The 15137-nt window shown below is 68.8% G+C and carries 18 protein-coding genes; 9 read left to right on the forward strand and 9 right to left on the reverse strand.

Annotation, left to right across the window (positions count from 1 at the left end; translation table 11 throughout):
• Positions 1 to 55: 55 nt before the first annotated feature.
• Positions 56 to 505 carry a very short patch repair endonuclease gene (locus AB0D18_RS03040; protein ID WP_362412154.1) on the forward strand — a complete coding sequence of 150 codons (450 nt, stop codon included), beginning with the start codon at positions 56 to 58 and terminating at the stop codon, positions 503 to 505.
• Positions 506 to 517: 12 nt separating this feature from the next.
• On the opposite strand, the gene dcm is transcribed toward AB0D18_RS03040, so the two are convergent.
• Positions 518 to 1708, reverse strand: coding sequence for a DNA (cytosine-5-)-methyltransferase (gene dcm / locus AB0D18_RS03045; RefSeq protein WP_362411708.1), 1191 nt, complete (start codon positions 1706 to 1708; stop codon positions 518 to 520).
• A 160-nt stretch (positions 1709 to 1868) separates the two neighbouring features.
• On the opposite strand from dcm, the gene AB0D18_RS03050 reads away from it, so the two are divergent.
• A complete protein-coding gene (locus AB0D18_RS03050; protein WP_362411711.1) occupies positions 1869 to 2618 on the forward strand; it encodes an HNH endonuclease in 750 nt (249 codons plus the stop codon).
• Positions 2619 to 2652: 34 nt separating this feature from the next.
• Here AB0D18_RS03050 and AB0D18_RS03055 read toward each other — a convergent pair whose 3' ends face one another.
• Positions 2653 to 3327 carry an ATP-binding protein gene (locus AB0D18_RS03055; RefSeq protein WP_362411714.1) on the reverse strand — a complete coding sequence of 225 codons (675 nt, stop codon included), beginning with the start codon at positions 3325 to 3327 and terminating at the stop codon, positions 2653 to 2655.
• 184 nt (positions 3328 to 3511) lie between these two features.
• Between AB0D18_RS03055 and AB0D18_RS03060 the strand changes: the two genes are divergently transcribed.
• The 4 genes from AB0D18_RS03060 to AB0D18_RS03075 all read left to right on the forward strand — a co-directional run bounded on the left by AB0D18_RS03060 (position 3512) and on the right by AB0D18_RS03075 (position 5678).
• The gene (locus tag AB0D18_RS03060) at positions 3512 to 4360 is read left to right on the forward strand and encodes a helix-turn-helix transcriptional regulator (RefSeq protein WP_362411717.1); all 849 of its coding nucleotides are present in this window, start codon (positions 3512 to 3514) and stop codon (positions 4358 to 4360) included.
• A complete protein-coding gene (locus AB0D18_RS03065) occupies positions 4357 to 4554 on the forward strand; it encodes a DUF397 domain-containing protein (RefSeq protein ID WP_362411720.1) in 198 nt (65 codons plus the stop codon). Before AB0D18_RS03060 ends, AB0D18_RS03065 begins: the two co-directional genes overlap by 4 nt.
• On the forward strand, positions 4551 to 4751 hold the full coding sequence (locus AB0D18_RS03070; RefSeq protein WP_362411723.1) for a DUF397 domain-containing protein: 201 nt from the start codon (positions 4551 to 4553) through the stop codon (positions 4749 to 4751). The genes AB0D18_RS03065 and AB0D18_RS03070 overlap by 4 nt, the downstream gene beginning before the upstream one ends.
• A 294-nt stretch (positions 4752 to 5045) precedes the next feature.
• On the forward strand, positions 5046 to 5678 hold the full coding sequence (locus AB0D18_RS03075; RefSeq protein WP_362411726.1) for an excalibur calcium-binding domain-containing protein: 633 nt from the start codon (positions 5046 to 5048) through the stop codon (positions 5676 to 5678).
• A gap of 275 nt (positions 5679 to 5953) precedes the next feature.
• On the opposite strand, the gene AB0D18_RS03080 is transcribed toward AB0D18_RS03075, so the two are convergent.
• Both AB0D18_RS03080 and AB0D18_RS03085 read right to left on the reverse strand, forming a co-directional pair.
• A complete protein-coding gene (locus tag AB0D18_RS03080) occupies positions 5954 to 6088 on the reverse strand; it encodes a hypothetical protein (protein WP_362411729.1) in 135 nt (44 codons plus the stop codon).
• A gap of 250 nt (positions 6089 to 6338) precedes the next feature.
• Positions 6339 to 6950 carry a hypothetical protein gene (locus AB0D18_RS03085; RefSeq protein ID WP_362411732.1) on the reverse strand — a complete coding sequence of 204 codons (612 nt, stop codon included), beginning with the start codon at positions 6948 to 6950 and terminating at the stop codon, positions 6339 to 6341.
• A gap of 325 nt (positions 6951 to 7275) precedes the next feature.
• On the opposite strand from AB0D18_RS03085, the gene AB0D18_RS03090 reads away from it, so the two are divergent.
• Positions 7276 to 8148: an excalibur calcium-binding domain-containing protein gene (locus tag AB0D18_RS03090; protein WP_362411734.1), complete on the forward strand. Its 873-nt coding sequence runs from the start codon at positions 7276 to 7278 to the stop codon at positions 8146 to 8148.
• Positions 8149 to 8227: 79 nt separating this feature from the next.
• Here AB0D18_RS03090 and AB0D18_RS03095 read toward each other — a convergent pair whose 3' ends face one another.
• Positions 8228 to 8521 carry a hypothetical protein gene (locus AB0D18_RS03095; RefSeq protein WP_362411736.1) on the reverse strand — a complete coding sequence of 98 codons (294 nt, stop codon included), beginning with the start codon at positions 8519 to 8521 and terminating at the stop codon, positions 8228 to 8230.
• 271 nt (positions 8522 to 8792) lie between these two features.
• Here AB0D18_RS03095 and AB0D18_RS03100 point away from each other — a divergent pair, with 271 nt between their 5' ends.
• Positions 8793 to 9113, forward strand: a complete 321-nt coding sequence (locus AB0D18_RS03100) for a hypothetical protein (RefSeq protein ID WP_362411739.1) — start codon at positions 8793 to 8795, stop codon at positions 9111 to 9113.
• A 74-nt stretch (positions 9114 to 9187) separates the two neighbouring features.
• Here AB0D18_RS03100 and AB0D18_RS03105 read toward each other — a convergent pair whose 3' ends face one another.
• A complete protein-coding gene (locus AB0D18_RS03105) occupies positions 9188 to 10657 on the reverse strand; it encodes a DUF445 family protein (RefSeq protein WP_362411742.1) in 1470 nt (489 codons plus the stop codon).
• A gap of 238 nt (positions 10658 to 10895) precedes the next feature.
• Here AB0D18_RS03105 and AB0D18_RS03110 point away from each other — a divergent pair, with 238 nt between their 5' ends.
• Entirely contained in the window at positions 10896 to 12275 is a 1380-nt protein-coding gene (locus AB0D18_RS03110) for an SGNH/GDSL hydrolase family protein (protein ID WP_362411745.1), read from the forward strand.
• 293 nt (positions 12276 to 12568) lie between these two features.
• Here the strand turns inward: AB0D18_RS03110 and AB0D18_RS03115 are convergent, their stop codons facing one another.
• From AB0D18_RS03115 to AB0D18_RS03125, 3 genes are read right to left on the reverse strand one after another with little or no spacing between them, the layout of a single operon-like run.
• Positions 12569 to 13234 carry a DUF1707 domain-containing protein gene (locus tag AB0D18_RS03115; RefSeq protein WP_362411748.1) on the reverse strand — a complete coding sequence of 222 codons (666 nt, stop codon included), beginning with the start codon at positions 13232 to 13234 and terminating at the stop codon, positions 12569 to 12571.
• Between the two features lie 5 nt (positions 13235 to 13239).
• Positions 13240 to 14229 carry an ATP-binding cassette domain-containing protein gene (locus AB0D18_RS03120; RefSeq protein ID WP_362411751.1) on the reverse strand — a complete coding sequence of 330 codons (990 nt, stop codon included), beginning with the start codon at positions 14227 to 14229 and terminating at the stop codon, positions 13240 to 13242.
• A 16-nt stretch (positions 14230 to 14245) separates the two neighbouring features.
• Positions 14246 to 15115, reverse strand: a complete 870-nt coding sequence (locus AB0D18_RS03125; protein WP_362412156.1) for an ABC transporter permease — start codon at positions 15113 to 15115, stop codon at positions 14246 to 14248.
• Between the last annotated feature and the right edge of the window lie 22 nt (positions 15116 to 15137).

Below are 15137 nucleotides of genomic sequence, written 5' to 3' on the forward strand. Positions count from 1 at the left end.
AAGGCCGGCTGGACCTCAAGGGAAAAGATCATTGGAAAAAGAAGATCCCCAGCCGCTGCCTGCTGACTCGTGGGCATCCTCTGCGGCTCGACGCCGGAACATGCAGGCGATCCGCAGCCGGGACACAGTCCCGGAACGCCTCGTTCGTCGCCTGCTGCACGCCCAGGGCCTTCGATACCGCGTCTCTGCGAGGCCATTGCCAGACCTCCGCCGAACCGCAGACCTCGTCTTCCGGCCGGCGAAGGTCGCTGTATTTATCGACGGCTGCTACTGGCACGGCTGTCCGGAGCACTACGTACCGCCAAAGACCAATCCCGGCTATTGGTCAGGAAAAGTGGCCGGCAACATGGCGCGGGACCGGGACACCAATCGGCGTCTCAGCGAAGCAGGTTGGCTCGTGCTCCGCTTCTGGGAACACGAGCCGGCTGCGGCTTGCGCGGCGCGAATCGCAGCCGAGGTCCGGGAGCGCCGCCAGCGAGATCCCGGACGTACCAGCAACGAGTGACAGAGCCCGCTGCTATCGCTGCGGTGCGTCCCGCTCACGGGCTGCCCGCAGAACCTCGATGATCGATTTTCCGACCGCCGTCGCAACAGGCGGCGGGAAGGCATTGCCAACCTGCCGGTACTGCGCGGTCTTGCCGCCCTCGAACTCCCAGTCCGACGGGAACCCCTGGATGATCGCTGCCTGCTGCACCGTAAGCATGGGGCCGCCTGGGCCGAACAGGTCCCGGTCTTCGGTCTCCCTCTCCTTGCAGAGCTTGACGTCGTTAGCGACACCAAGCCCGGAGATACCGAGCAGCTTCCAGGCGGCCTTCGCCCGGCTGGGGCCGAGATCCGCGCCCCCGTGCTTCTTCGAACCGCCGACCAGGGTGGGGGCGATGCCGCCCCCCTTGCCCTTGAGCTCTTCGCGCCGCTTCGTGGCCATTTCGAGCCAGGCCTCGTACTTCGCGCGGGCGACCTCCGCATGGGTGCCTTCGAAGTACTTCCCGTACCTTTCGAGCATGCTCGGCCCGAGAGCCTCGACGACGCTGACCGGTTCCTCATGTGTAGCCGTCGGCCACTCGTACTTGAGATCCTTGAGCACGTCGTCCCGGATGGCCACCAGAATCGCCCGCGGACGGAGCTGCGGCACACCGAAGTCACTCGCCTCCAGCACACCCCAGTGGCAGACCTTGTATCCAAGGCCTGGGTCGGACACCTTGGCTCCGTCCTCGCCCCGGTAGGTACCGCCTTGCAGGCGCGCCACGATCCAGTCCCGGTAGTCCGAAAACTTCGGGTCCATGATCCCGCGCACGTTCTCGATCATCACCGCCCGCGGCCCGAGCTCCTCGACAAGCTCCAGCATCCTCGGAAACAGGTCACGCTCGTCGTCCTTGCCCAACTGCTTGCCCGCATGGGAGAAGGGAGGGCAGGGGACTCCGCCAGCCAGCAAATCCAAGCCGTTCCGCGTGAGCAGCTCTCCGCTCTTCTTCAAGTCGTTGGCCGGAGAGAAATCCTTGACGTCAGTGGGCGGCAGAACATCGCAGTGGGCTCTCTCCCACTCCCAGCCCTTTTGCCTTTCGACGTTCATTTTGAGCGTCTTTGCCGCGTGGGGGTCGATCTCGATCAGCGCGAGGTGCCGGAAACCCGCCCGGTGCAGGCCGATCGCCTGCCCACCAGCTCCTGCACAGATTTCGATAGAAGTGAACCCCGCCTCAGTGCTGTTCATGCACCCTCCTTACACACAGACACGACGGACACTCTTTGCGAACCGCCACTCACAGAGGGTGACATGCCCCACTGACAACGCAGCCCCCAGTGTGCGGCATGCACTGCCCTCGGTCAGAATTCCCCCCGTCGGCACAGCGAACACACATACGATATTGCCTATGGCTAACCCCACATGGACACCGGATGAGCTACTGCTGGCCTGCGCCCTGGTCGTCAAAAACGGCTGGCGGGAGCTCCGGGAAGGGGACCGCGCCGTGGCAGAGCTCTCCGAATTGCTTCGTTCGCTCCCGATCCACGACGGCGCAGCCAAAGCGCCTGACTTCCGGTCCCTGGGAAGCGTGAGCCGCAAAACCACAGACCTCGCCACGAACCACCCCGCTTACCCGCGCAAGCCCACTCGGTGCGGGAAGGGTGACAAAGCAATCATCCAGGCCTTCATCGATGACGAAGCTGGAATGCTTCAGGCCGCCCAAGCCCTCGAAGAGGGCATCGCCTCCGGCGAACTCTTCCTTATCCCCGCACAGCCAGAGGAAACCGACGAAGACGGCATATCTGCGGTCGAGGGGAAGCTCCTCACTCGCTGGGCCATCTCACGCGAACGGGATCCAAAGCTCCGCAGAAGCAAAATCGCGCAGGCAAGGAAGCGCAACCAGCCGCTCCAGTGCGAAGTGTGCACATTCGACTTCGGTCAGACCTACGGGGACGTCGGCAAGGACTACATCGAGGTACATCACCGCCTCCCCCTCCATGTCTCTGGGCTGCGCAAAACCAAACTCGACGATCTCGCCTTCCTGTGCGCGAACTGCCACCGCATGTGTCACCGGCACTATGAGGGCACGCGGTGGCGGACACCCGAAGATGTACGGGCAGCCAGGAAGGCGCACACCGGAGCCGACGGCACGTCGTAGCAACCGGCCCCGCTTCTGGCGCAGCATGGGAACGCTAGACCGCGTCAGCCTCAAAGTGCACCTGCGCCCGGTCCAGCGCCTCATCCGGGTCGCAGCCGTGCGCGCGCAGCCAGTGGAGGAGGTCCGCGATCAGGTCGATGGCCGCCTCTTCCGCGATCGCCGTACCGAGCCTGCCCGTGGCCGGCGAGTGGAGATGGCTGGCGGGGCGGTAGAGCGTGAGGTGTTCCTCTGCCCGGGAGACCCGGGGGCTGCTGGCGTGACCGTTCTCCGCCGTGAGGCTGGTGGCCAGTTCGCACCACACCACCTTGGTGTCCGCGCGGAGAGTCACGCCCCAGCGGTCGGTGACCGCGTCGACCAGTGCCATGCCCCGGCCGGACTCCTCGTCGTTCTCAGCGTCCAGGAGGGTGGGGAGAGCGCGTGTGTCCGGGTCGTGCAGTTCCACGCGCAGGTACGTCCCATTCATGGAGACCGCGAGCGTCGCCGGGGTCCCGGGACCCACGTGCTTGATGACGTTCGAGGTCAGCTCCGTGGCGCAGATCTGCGCTGCGTCGATCAGTTCCGGCAGGCCCCAGAGGGTGAGGTGGAGGGCCAGCACTCGCCTCACGCCCGCGGCTTCCTTCGGCTCCGCGCAGAAGGGGAGCTCCCAGGGTTTCCGCTTCACGCACCCGCTCTCGCCTCCGGCGTCGCTTCCTTCTCCGTAGGTCAACATTCGCTTCTGCCTCCCGCGCACCTCGCCGTGCACCGCGTGACCATTAGTCACTCTTAGTGAGAGGATTGCAGTGCCCATCCCGCCGTGCAATGTGCACGGCGGGATTAGCTCGAATGAGTGATTGGCGAAACGCCCGTCTTCCTATGGGATGGAACTTCCGCTATTACACAGGGAGTTGAGGCAAGTGGCCGGTTCACCCACCGCGCGGCGCCGACGGCTGGCGATCGAGCTCAAGAAGCTGCGCGAAGAGAGCGGGCTCACCTGCAGCCAGGTGGGCAAGGAGCTCGACTGGAGCGGGTCCAAGGTCAACCGGCTGGAGACCGGGCAGGGGCGCGTACAGCCTTCGGACATCGACGCGCTGTGCCGCTTCTACGAGACCTCTGACGAGATGCGTGACCTGCTGAAGTCCCTCGCCAAGGACTCGAAGACCAAGGGGTGGTGGCATGCGCACGGCAGCGCGGTGCCGGCCTGGTTCTCGGTGTACGTGGGCCTGGAGCAGGCCGCCTCTGATCTGCGTACGTATCAGAACGAATTCATCCCTGGACTGCTCCAGACCGCGGACTACGCAGCCGAACTGAGCCGGGCATCGAGCGACCACAGCGCCGAGGAGATCCAGAGGCTTGTCGACGTACGGCTGCGGCGCCAGGAACTGCTGGCCGAACCGGCCCCGCCGGACCTCTGGGCTGTGATCCACCAGAGCGCTCTCCTGCACATCATCGGCAGCCGCCAGGTGATGGCCGTACAGCTCGAACGTATGCTGGAAATGGCGAAGTTGAGCAATGTGACGGTGCAGATCCTGCCTTTCGACGCCGGGGCATATCCGGTGACGGGGACGTACACCATCCTCGGCTTCCCCGAGCAAGAGGACCCCGACGTGGTCTACCGGGAAGGGCTGACCGACTCGGTCTACCTGGAACAGCCCACAGACGTGCACCTCTACACGAAGGCGTTCGATCACCTCCGGGCGATGGCGCTGAGCCCGCAGAGATCAGCCACGCTGATCCGGAAGACCTTGGAGGAACACTCCCGATGACCCGGTCCACAGAACCGAGTTGGCAGAAGAGCAGCTACAGCAACGGCACGGGCGGGGAGTGCGTCGAGGTCGCCCGCGTCTCGGCGCACACCGCCGTACGTGACTCGAAGATGCCGGAGGGGCACCGGATTGATCTGCGGCATGCCACGTGGGTGGAGTTCATACGAGCCATCCAGGATGGGGAGATGCGATGACGGATCGCTCTTGGAGCTGGTTCAAGTCGTCCTACAGCGGGGGCGCAAACACCGAGTGCGTCGAGACGGCATACGCGGGCGGCTCGGCCGCCGTACGCGACTCCAAGTCCCCCGGCGGGCCCCTCATCGCCGTACGCAGTACCGCCTGGGCCGACTTCGTAGGAGCGGTACGGCGCGGGGACCTCAGCCCGGAGTGAGCGGGGCGAGTGGGTTGGCCTGAACCCTCAGCGGAGCGCTCCCCCCCCCCCACTTGGCCCACAACGTAGCGAGTAGCGGCTCCGACTGGTCCGGATTACCCCACTTCACGGTACTTCCATGAGGTACGAGAGGTCTTGTGAACAGGGGTGTTGCTGGGGCGGTCCGTGGCGTACCTTGCGCGAATTCGAGCCGCCGTTCTTGGATTGCGGACTGTGGCCTGTGGAATTTCGGACGAACGCCTTGGGGAGCACATGTCGTGGGTGAGAGGTGCCGCGCGTCGGCGCGCAGCTGTGGTGAGTGGGGCTGCTGTGGCGTTGGCGGTGGCGCTGGTCGGGTGCGAAGGCGGCGCTTCGGCCGATGAGAAGGGTGCGGGCGCGAAGGCGGGTGGTGACGCGGGGGTGGTGAAGGCGGACGCCGCCGCCCATCCGCCCGTACTCCAGCTCGTCGACGACGCGAAGAGTACGGAGGGCGGGCGGCGGGTCGTGGTGGAGGTGCTGACCAATGACACCTTCGCGGAGGGCGGTGGCGCGAAGGGTGCGCCGCTCCTCACGGCCCTGGGCCAGGCCGAGTACGTACTGACCCTCGATGCCAAGCCCCGGCACGGCACCGCCGTACTCAGCGGGACCCGCATCACCTACACGCCGGCCGCCTCGTACATGGGCGAGGACGACTTCACGTACAAGGTGAGGGTCAAGGGGACCGGTGTGGGCGCGGGAGTGGGCTCGACTCCCCTGGAGGGGACGGCAGTTGTGCGGGTCACGATGAACAGCGCCGCAGCCGCCCCGGTCAGGAAGAAGACATCTGCGGCGAAGGTGTACTTCAAGAACTGTTCGGCGGCACGGGCCGCCGGTGCCGCGCCGGTCAGGAAGGGCGACCCCGGGTACGGGCGGCACCTGGACCGGGACGGGGTGGGCTGCGGGTCGTAGGGAGTCGATGCGGGCCGACCTCGGTACGGCTGGGGGTGCTGCTGTCGCGCCCGGGGTGCGTCGGCGGCATGGCCGGGGCGTGCGCTGGGGCGTGCGCCGAGGCGGCATCCGCGGGCGGCTCGGGCTCGGCCGCCCCACGGCGCCGCTGCCGCGCCGGACTGCCGCCGTGCGGGCTCCCGAACTCGGTGGCTTTGCGTCGTCCGGCGGGCCGTTCGTCTTCGTGCGTTCGGTGTTGGCTGGGACGGCTTCGTGCAGACGGTACGAAAGCGGGGGCCTCAGCGCGGTGTGAGCGGGGTGACCCGTACCGCCGGCAGTGCGTCCCTCGCTCCGCCCCGCGCCAGCTTTGCCCGCAACGCCTCCACCAGAGAACCCGGTTGGTCGCGGACCGTGGCCGGGGTCGTGGTGACCACCTCCAGACCGTGCGCCTCCATGCGCAGGCGGCGGCGGACCGTGTGCTGGTACGCGGCGGGTGTGAAGTGGAATTCCTGGGAGTCGACTTCCAGGGCTACTCCGTGGTCGGGCCAGTAGGCGTCCGGGGTGGCCAGGAAGGTGCCCGACGGGGTGTGGAGGGTGGGGTTCCAGAGGGGGGTGGGGAGGTCCGTGGTCAGGAGGAGGTCGCGGGCCTGGGCTTCGGCGAACGAGAGGATGCCGGCGAGCAGTTCAGTGGCTGCGACGGCTGTCGGCGCGTGGTGGAGGGCCCTTGGCGGCGCGGAGTTCGGCGAGGAGGTCCTCCGGGTGGCAGAGGGATCTCTGGACGGTGTTGGCGAGGATTGCGCGGATGCGGTCCGGCGCGGGTTCGTGGGCGGCGAAGTCCGCTGCGGCGCGGACCGCGCGTACCGAGGGGACGCCCTCGACCAGGAGCACGGAAAGGTAGCGCCGGGTTCGGTGGACGCGTACGAAAGCGGTGCTCCGGATGACTCGGGGGTTTGGAACGAGTACGTGTACGGGAGTGGGGCGCGTGTCGCGTACGCCTCGGAGGTAGAGGGCCGTTTCGGCGGTCACGGCTGCTGATCTGCCGCTGAGGGGGCGGGTGTGGGGGTCCGCCGCGTAGAGGACCGCGGCCAGTGCGTACTGAGTGGGGGTCGGGATGCCGGTCTGCATCAGGTAGACGCGCGGGAGTACGTACTGCCAGGGGCCGCCGGGGGCGGAACGCCGGCGGGCGGTACTGGCGGCGAGGCCGAGGGTGCGGAGCTGGCGGGCGGTGACGAGGTTCTGCTGGGAGCGGGCGAGGCGGGCGAGAGCGGTGGCGTTGACCTTGGTGGGGGTGGGCATTTCGGGGGCTTGCCCTGCATCTGGGGTGATTGCGCGCGCTGTGGGTGAACTGTGACAGGACCGCGTGTTCTTTTGAGCCATCATCGCAACTTTGCCTACACGGAGGGGGGTTGGAGCGGGCGGCGGGCCGAGCTGGGGTGACTTGGGAGGTGATGGGGAGGGAGTCGGGGAAGGGGTGGCGTAAACGGCCTGTTCTGGCCAATTGGCCACTAGTTCCTTACTAGATCTTCACATGGCTGCCATCATCAGCCTCTCAGTTCACTTCCAACGCCTTGGGGGGCACATGCAGTTGAGGAAAGGCGCGGCGCGTCAGCGCACAGCAGTAATGAGCGGGGCTGCCGTGGTCATGGCGGTGACGTTGGTGGGGTGCGGGGGCGGCACTCCGACGGACGCCAAGCCGGTGGGGGCCGCCGGGTCCACGGCCGGGCCCACGAAGGCGGCGACGCCCAAGGCTGACGTGACGCCTTCGCCCGCCGCCGCGACGCTCGGCCTCGTCGACGACACCGCAAGCGTGATGAGTGTCAAGCCGATCACCGTGAACGTCCTGGCGAACGACACCTTCACCGCCGTTGGCGGGGGTGCTGCCGCGCCCTTCAAGAAGGCTGTACGGAAGGGGGCATTCACCCTGTCCCTCGCCGAGGAGCCGTCCATGGGGACTGCTGCCGTCAGCGCGGACGGGAGCGGCTTCACCTACACGCCGAAGGCGGGGTTCGGTGGTGAGGACGAGTTCACGTACAAGGTCGTCGTCGTGACGGGTGAGGGCGGGGCAATACCCGTGACGGGCACGGCCGTTGTCCGGCTGAAGGTGTCCGCGCCCAAGCCCGCTCCGGTGCGGACCAAGAAGCCCGCGCCGAAGATCTACTACAAGAACTGTGCTGCGGCACGTGCCGCCGGCGTCGCCCCGATCAAGGAGGGCCAGCCCGGGTACGGGCGCCATCTGGACCGGGACGGGGACGGAGTGGGCTGCGACTCGTCCTCCGGCGGGTCGGGAGGAACCTCGGGGGGCGGGTCCGGGTCAGGGTCCGGGTCCGGGAGCACTTCCGGGGGCAGCAGCAGTGGTGGTAGCTCGGGCGGCAGCGTCTCGTACAAGAACTGCTCCGCCGTGCGTGCCGCCGGCGCCGCACCGATCCATGCGGGCGACCCCGGGTACGGGCGCCACCTGGACCGGGACGGGGACGGGGTGGGCTGCGAGTCGTAAGGGTTGAGTACGGAGTGTCGACCGGGTGCTGCCGGGCCTCGGAGGGGGAGCAGCGGCAGCACCCGGGGGGGGAGGCGGCTCAACCGGTCCTGTTGGTCTCGTCGGACCTGGCAGACCTGTCAGACCTGCCGGGCCCGTCGGTCCCGTCGGTCATGCCGGTCCCGTCAGACCCATCGGACCTGCCGAGCCTCCGTCCGTACGCCCAGCCGGCCAGTGCCCCCACTCCCACCGACACCAGAATCGCCCCGCCGTCGATCACATGCGGGAGCCCCGGGAAGAGTCCGAAGAACGCGAGTGATCCGAGCAGGCCCGCCACGAAGGCGATGCCCTTGAGGAGTCGCCGGCGTTCCTGCGGTTGATTCGCGTTCACCATGACTCGCTGCTCACTTCTTGTGTGTAGCGGTGATCTGCATCAGGCCACCCCTGCTCGTTTGAACCATTGAGCTGACATAACTACGAGCGGTCAGCTCCGGTTCTGGCGCATGTCCCGAACCAGCCCTGCGGGTGGCTCTGCGTGACTAGCGCGCTCGTCCGTCGTGAGGAGCGCGTGGAGGGGCCCGGATCCCGGCCGTCCGGGGCGGTCGTTAGCCTCGGTGGGAGAGGCTTGCGTCCTCGGTGGCGCAGCAGAACTGGAGGCAGTAGTCATGGCCAAGGTGCCCGCATCCGTCGTTGCCGCTACCGGGTTGGTGGGGGGCTACGGGGTTGCCCGTTGGACCAAGAAGCGGCCGTTGGGCGGGGTGGCGCTGGCTGCCGCCGGGGCTGTGGCCGCTCGGCAGTGGCAGCAGGAGGCCGGGGGGAAGGTCGCGGCCGGGCTGACCGGGCTGTACGTGGCCGGGTTCGCCGGGTCGCACCCGTTGGCCAAGAAGGTGGGGGCCTGGCCTGCGGTGTCCGCTGTGGCGGGTGGGGTGGCTGCTGCTTCTTGGGCTGCCACGCGGTGCGGCGGCAAGAAGAGCTGCGGCGCGTAGCGATAGAGGGAGAGGGGGCGGGGCGGCACGGGACTTCCCGTGCCGCCCCGCCCCCTCCCCCGTAGCCCCGCGATCTACGCGCCCAACGCCGTCGACACCGTATAGATCAGCAGCCCCACCAGCGCTCCCACCACCGTTCCGTTGATACGGATGAACTGGAGGTCGCGGCCGATGTGCGCCTCGATCTTGCGTGAGGTGTGGTCGGCGTCCCAACCCGCGACCGTGTCCGTGATGAGGGACGTGATCTCGGAGCGGTACGTGGTGATGACGTAGACCGCCGCCCCCTCCACCCAGCCTTCGAGCTTGCGCTGGAGGCGGCCGTCCGTGGCCAGGCGGGTGCCGAGGGAGATGAGGGAGGCCCGGACTCGGAGGCGGAGTTCGGACTGGTCGTCGTCGGCCGCGGCGATGATCATCGAGCGGACCGCGGACCAGGCCGAGGCGATGACGTCCTGGACCTCGGGGCGGTTGAGGATCTCGGACTTGATGCGTTCGGTACGGGCCCGGGTGTCGGAGTCGGACTGAAGGTCGGTCGCGAAGTCGGACAGGAAGCGGTCGATGGCGCCGCGGGCCGGGTGGGTCGGCATGTCCCGTATTTCGGTGATGAACCGGAGGAGCTCGCGGTAGACACGGTCGCCGATCTTGCGGTCCACGAAACGGGGGGTCCAGCCGGGGGCGCCGCCCTGGACCGCGTCCATGACGGAGTCGCCGTGCTCGACGAGCCAGTCGTGCGCGCGGGTGCAGACCAGGTCCACGGCGCGGTGGTGGGCGCCGTCCGCGACCACCTTGTCGAGGGCCTTGCCCAGGCCGGGGGCGATCTCGGCGGCGTCCGCGCGGCGGGTAATGGCCTCCCCCACGACGGCTTGTACGTCGGAGTCGCGCAGGACCGTGAGCGCGCCGCGGAGCGCGGTGGCCAGTTCTTCGGTGACTCGGTCCGCGTGCGCGGGTTCGGCGAGCCAGGCGCCCAGGCGGCCGCCCATGTCGAGGGGGGCCAGGCGGGCCTTGATCACGTCTTCGGAGAGGAAGTTCTCGCCCACGAAGGAGCCCAGCGAGACGCCCAGCTGGTCCTTCTTGGTGGGGATGATCGCGGTGTGCGGGATGGGGATGCCGAGCGGGTGCTTGAACAGCGCCGTGACCGCGAACCAGTCGGCCATCGCACCCACCATCCCCGCCTCCGCCGCCGCCGCGACATAGCCGGGCCAGCCCGTGAAGCCACTGTGCTGGGCCCACTTGGCGAGGACGTAGATCAGGGCCACCAGGACGAGGAGGCCGGTCGCCGTGGTCTTCATGCGGCGGACGCCCTGGCGCTTCTCCTCGTCCGCCTCGCTGAAGGCGAAGGGTGGGCGGGGGGTGGAGCGGGCAGCCTCTGGCGAGGGGGCGCTGAGGGAGGAGTCGCCTTTCGAAGGGCCGGGGCGTGCTGCGGAGAGTGAGGGGCCGGTCGTGCGCTCCTCGCGCCCCTCCGGCCCCTCGCGCCCCTCCGGCCCCTCACGCCGATCAGGCCCCCCGCGTGCCTCCCGCTCGGTCGCACCGTTGTCTGTACGTTCCATCCGCTCCGCCCACTCCGCTCGCCCGTGCCAGTGACGGCGCTGCCGCCCGTACCCGAACCCGTGCCGATGTCGATGTCGATGTCGATGTCGTGCATGACGTACGTACGTGAAGACCCGTACGCAATGTCCCTACCTGACCTACTCCCGGAACGCACCTGGAGTTCCCGACGTCTCCCTTCCCGACGTCATGGCGCATCATGGTGATCAGTTCGAATGATGATGAGGAGTCCCCCACCGCATGACCAGGCGCAATGGTTATGCCCTGCTGGCCGGGTTGGCAGCAGTGGTCGTCTTGATCTCCTGCGGCATCTTCGCCCTCACCGGGCTGATGACCGGCGACGGCCCCCCGCGCGAGGGGCGCGACGCGCGGCAGGACCGTGGAGACGGAGGCCGGCACGGCAACGGTACGGGGCTGCGGCCCGCCGCCGTCGGCCAGTGGATCGGCACCTGGTCCGCCTCCCCCGTCGGCCCGGATCCGCGTGCTCCGCACGGACTCCCCGGGCGTTCCGTACGTAACGTCGTGCACACCAGCATCGGCGGAACCAGCGCCCGCATCACCCTCTCCAACCGCTTCGGCACCACACCACTGGTCCTCTCGCACGCGTCGATCGCCGTCGCCGCGGCCTCAGGCGCCCCGGCCGCCGAACCCGGCACCATGCGGCCCGTGACCTTCCGGGGCAAGCCGTACGTGACCATTCCGGCCGGCGGGTCGGTCGTCGGTGACCGTACGGCGATCAAGGTGCCGTACGACGCCGAGCTCCTGGTCACCCTCTTCTCCCCGGTGCCGAGCGGCCCGGTGACGTACCACCCGCACTCCCGGCAGACCGGGTACACCGCGGTCGGCGACCACACCGAGGACCCCTCGGGCGGCGCGTACCGCAGCCGGAGCAACAACTGGCGCTACGTGACCGGCGTCGAGGTGCTGAACCCGGACGCGGACGGGGCCGTGGTGCTCTTCGGCGACTCGATCACGGACGGGATGACGTCCACGGTCGACGCCAACCGGCGGTACCCGGACGTGCTCTCCGACCGGCTGCGGGCCGAACCCGGGGCGCCGCACTACGGCGTCCTGAACCAGGGCATCAGCGGAAACCGGCTGCTCAGCGACAATCGCGGGCCGAGCGGGCTCTCCCGGTTCGGCGCGGACGCGGCGAACCGGCCCGGGGTCCGGGTGTCCGTGGTGCTGCTGGGGATAAACGACATCATCGCGCCGCCGCACGAGCGGGATCCGGCGCGGATCGTGGCGGGGCTGCGGGAGCTCGTACGGCAGGGGCACGCGCGGCAGCAGAGGGTGGTCGGGGGCACGCTGCTGCCGTTCGGCGGGCATTCGTCCTGGACGCCGGAGCTGGAGAGCGTACGGAACGCGGTGAACGAGGAGATCCGGGCGGGGCGGGTGTTCGACACGGTCGTGGACTTCGACCGGGCGGTCCGGGATCCGTACGCGCCGACGCGGCTGCTGACGGCGTACGACTCCGGGGACCATCTGCATCCGAGCGACGAGGGGTACCGGCGGATGGGTCAGTGGATGGACCTGCGGGTACTGAAGGGCGGGACGCAGGTACGGAGTGGGAAGGGGAGCGAGGCGGGGGTGGGGGCGCAGGCTTCGGTGCGGTACTGAGGGGACGGGGGGGTGTGCGGGCGTGCTGTGCGGGGGCGCACCGGGGTGCGGTCCCGCAGGGCCAGCCCCTGAGGCGGGGGTTGTGCGGGCCCGTGCGGCTGCGTTGTTGGTGCGGGTGGGGGCGGGGGTGCTCCTACCCGGAGCGAGGGGTTCCGCTGTGCCCACCCGTTCCGCCCAGCGGAACGATTGCCCACAGCGGTGGGGGGAGGGGCCGCGCATGCCCACAGCGGTGGAGGGAGGGGCCGCGCATGCCCACAGCGGTGGAGGGGAGGGGCAGCCCGTCTCCGCCCGCCTCAGTCCAGTTCCTTGCGTCGTTCAGCCCTCAGGCGCTGCTTGTCCGACCTGCGGAGTTTGCGGTCCACTCCTACGCCGCCCATCAGGGCGAAGCCCGTGACGCGGACGGTCGGGGAGCCCGGGGTGCCCTGGCCGGTGGCCTTGTCGTCGAAGCCGCCCATGATGCCGAGGCCGGAGACCTGGACGGTCAGCTCCGGTGGGACCTTGACCACCATTCCGCCCATGATCGCGATGCAGCGGATCGTCACTTCGCGGTCCTCGAAGCGCGCCTCGCGCAGGTCGATCTCGCCGCCGCCCCACATCGCGAACGCGGTGAAGCGGCGTGCCACGCTCCACTGGCCCCACCGCTTGAACCCGCCCCAGAAGGCGAACGCGCCCTTGGAGGTGGCGGGGACTCCCACCCGGCCGGCCCAAGTGGTCAGTTCCCCAGCGGATCCGCTCGCCCCGTGAGCGGGGAGTACCGCCGGCGCCGCCCCCGCTGACACCGGCAAGTCCCTTACGAGGAGCTGGAGTTCGCCCTGGGTGCGTGACTTGTACGCCGCCTCCAGCCGCTCGTCGAACTCCTCCATGTCGAGCCGCCCCTCGGCGACCGCGTCGCGCAGCACCTCGGCTATCCGCTCGCGGTCGGCGTCCGATGCCCGGAGTTCGGGAAGGTCACTGGTCATACGAGTCAGCCTAGCCGGGCGCCTGTTGCCCCGCTCGCCCCGCCTGCGTACATTTTCGCGATCACCGCCTCGATGTCCGGCTCCCGCACCGAGAGGTCGAGCAGGGGGTACTTGGCCGCCAGTTGGGCCACCAGGGGCGCCGCCGACACCGACGCCGGGAAGGCGAGCCACTGCCGGGGGCCCTCCACCTTCACCACCCGCGCCAAGTCGGTCTCCACAGGCGGGAGTTCGTGCTCCAGGTCGACCACCAGGGTGCGTTCGCTCTCCCCCACCTCGTGCAGCCCCGCGAGCGCGCCGTCGTACATCAGCCGCCCGTGGTCGATGACCATCACGCGCTTGCACAGCTGCTCGATGTCGGTCAGGTCATGAGTGGTGAGGAGGATGGTGGTGCCGTTCTCGGTGTTCAGGTCGCGGAGGAATTCGCGGACCTTGGACTTCGACACGACGTCCAGGCCGATGGTCGGCTCGTCGAGATAGAGGACCTCGGGGTCGTGCAGCAGGGCCGCCGCGATGTCGCCGCGCATCCGCTGGCCGAGGGAGAGCTGGCGTACGGGCACGTCCAACAGCTCGGCCAGGTCGAGGAGTTCGACACAGCGGGCCATGTTCGCGGCGAACCTGTCGTCGGGGATCCGGTACATCCGGTGCATCAGACGGTACGAATCCTTGAGCGGGAGGTCCCACCACAGGGTCGTGCGCTGACCGAAGACGACGCCGATGCGCTGGGCGAGACGGGTCCGCTCGCGGGAGGGGTCGATGCCCGCGACGCGCAGCCGGCCGCCGCTCGGGGTGAGGATGCCGGTCAGCATCTTGATGGTGGTGGACTTGCCCGCCCCGTTGGGCCCGATGTAGCCGACCATCTCACCGCGCGGAATCGTGAAGCTGATCCCGTCGACGGCTCTGACCTGCCGTTTCTCCCGTCGCATAAAGCCCGTTTTACGCCGTACGTCGAAGACCTTCTCGACGCCCTCCAGCTCGATCAGATCACCTGTGCCCACAGCTCCCACTCCGCCCTCAGCTCCCCGTACTCCGGTACGACCTCAGCCCCGCCCGCCACAACAGCCCCGCCACCACCCAGAACCCCACCGCCACCACCGGCGACAGGAACGCGAACCACTCCGGCACATCGAGCGGATACGGCCGCCCCAGCACGTACATCGCCGGAATCCAGTTCACGAACCCGAGCGGTACGAGGAAGGTGACGCCCCGCACAAGGTCCTTCGCGAACACCGTCGGCGGGTACTGGAGCAGCGCGTTCCCCCCGAAGGTGAACGCCGACTGCACCTCCGCCGCATCCTGCGCCCAGAACTGGAACGCGCCTCCCATCGTGAACACCGCCGCGAAGATCACCCCGCCGCTCAGCACCGTCAGCGGCACCAGCAGCACCTTGAGCGGCGTCCAGTCCACCGCGTCCACCGCGTTCAGCTGTACGAGCGCGTACGCCAGCACCGCCAGCGACTGCGAGGTCCGCCCGAGCCTGCGCAGTGCGAACCGGTCCGCCGCGAGCTGCGCGAGCACCGGCGCGGGCCGCACGAGGAGTACATCCATCGTGCCGTCGCGCACCTTCTCACCCAGGCGCCCCATCGTTCCCATCGCGAGGTCGGCGAATCCGAGCGCCGCACCCGCCAGCCCGTACAGGAAAGCCACCTCGCCGAGCGAGAAGCCGCCGAGCCTGTCGACGTGCTGGAACATCAGCAGTACGGCGACGAAGTCCAGCCCGGTGCCCGCGAAGTTGCCCAGCGTCGTCATCACGAAGGACGCCCGGTACGCCATCGTCGAGCGGATCCACATCGCCGCGATCAGCCCGTACGCCCGCAGCCCGTCCCGCGCGAGCGCCACCCGGCCCCGTACCGGTACGACCAGTTCCGCAGCTGCCCCACGCATCTCAGCCACCTCAGCCACCTCA

This window comes from Streptomyces sp. NPDC048442, assembly GCF_040651475.1.
In the GTDB taxonomy this organism is placed as follows: Bacteria; Actinomycetota; Actinomycetes; order Streptomycetales; family Streptomycetaceae; genus Streptomyces.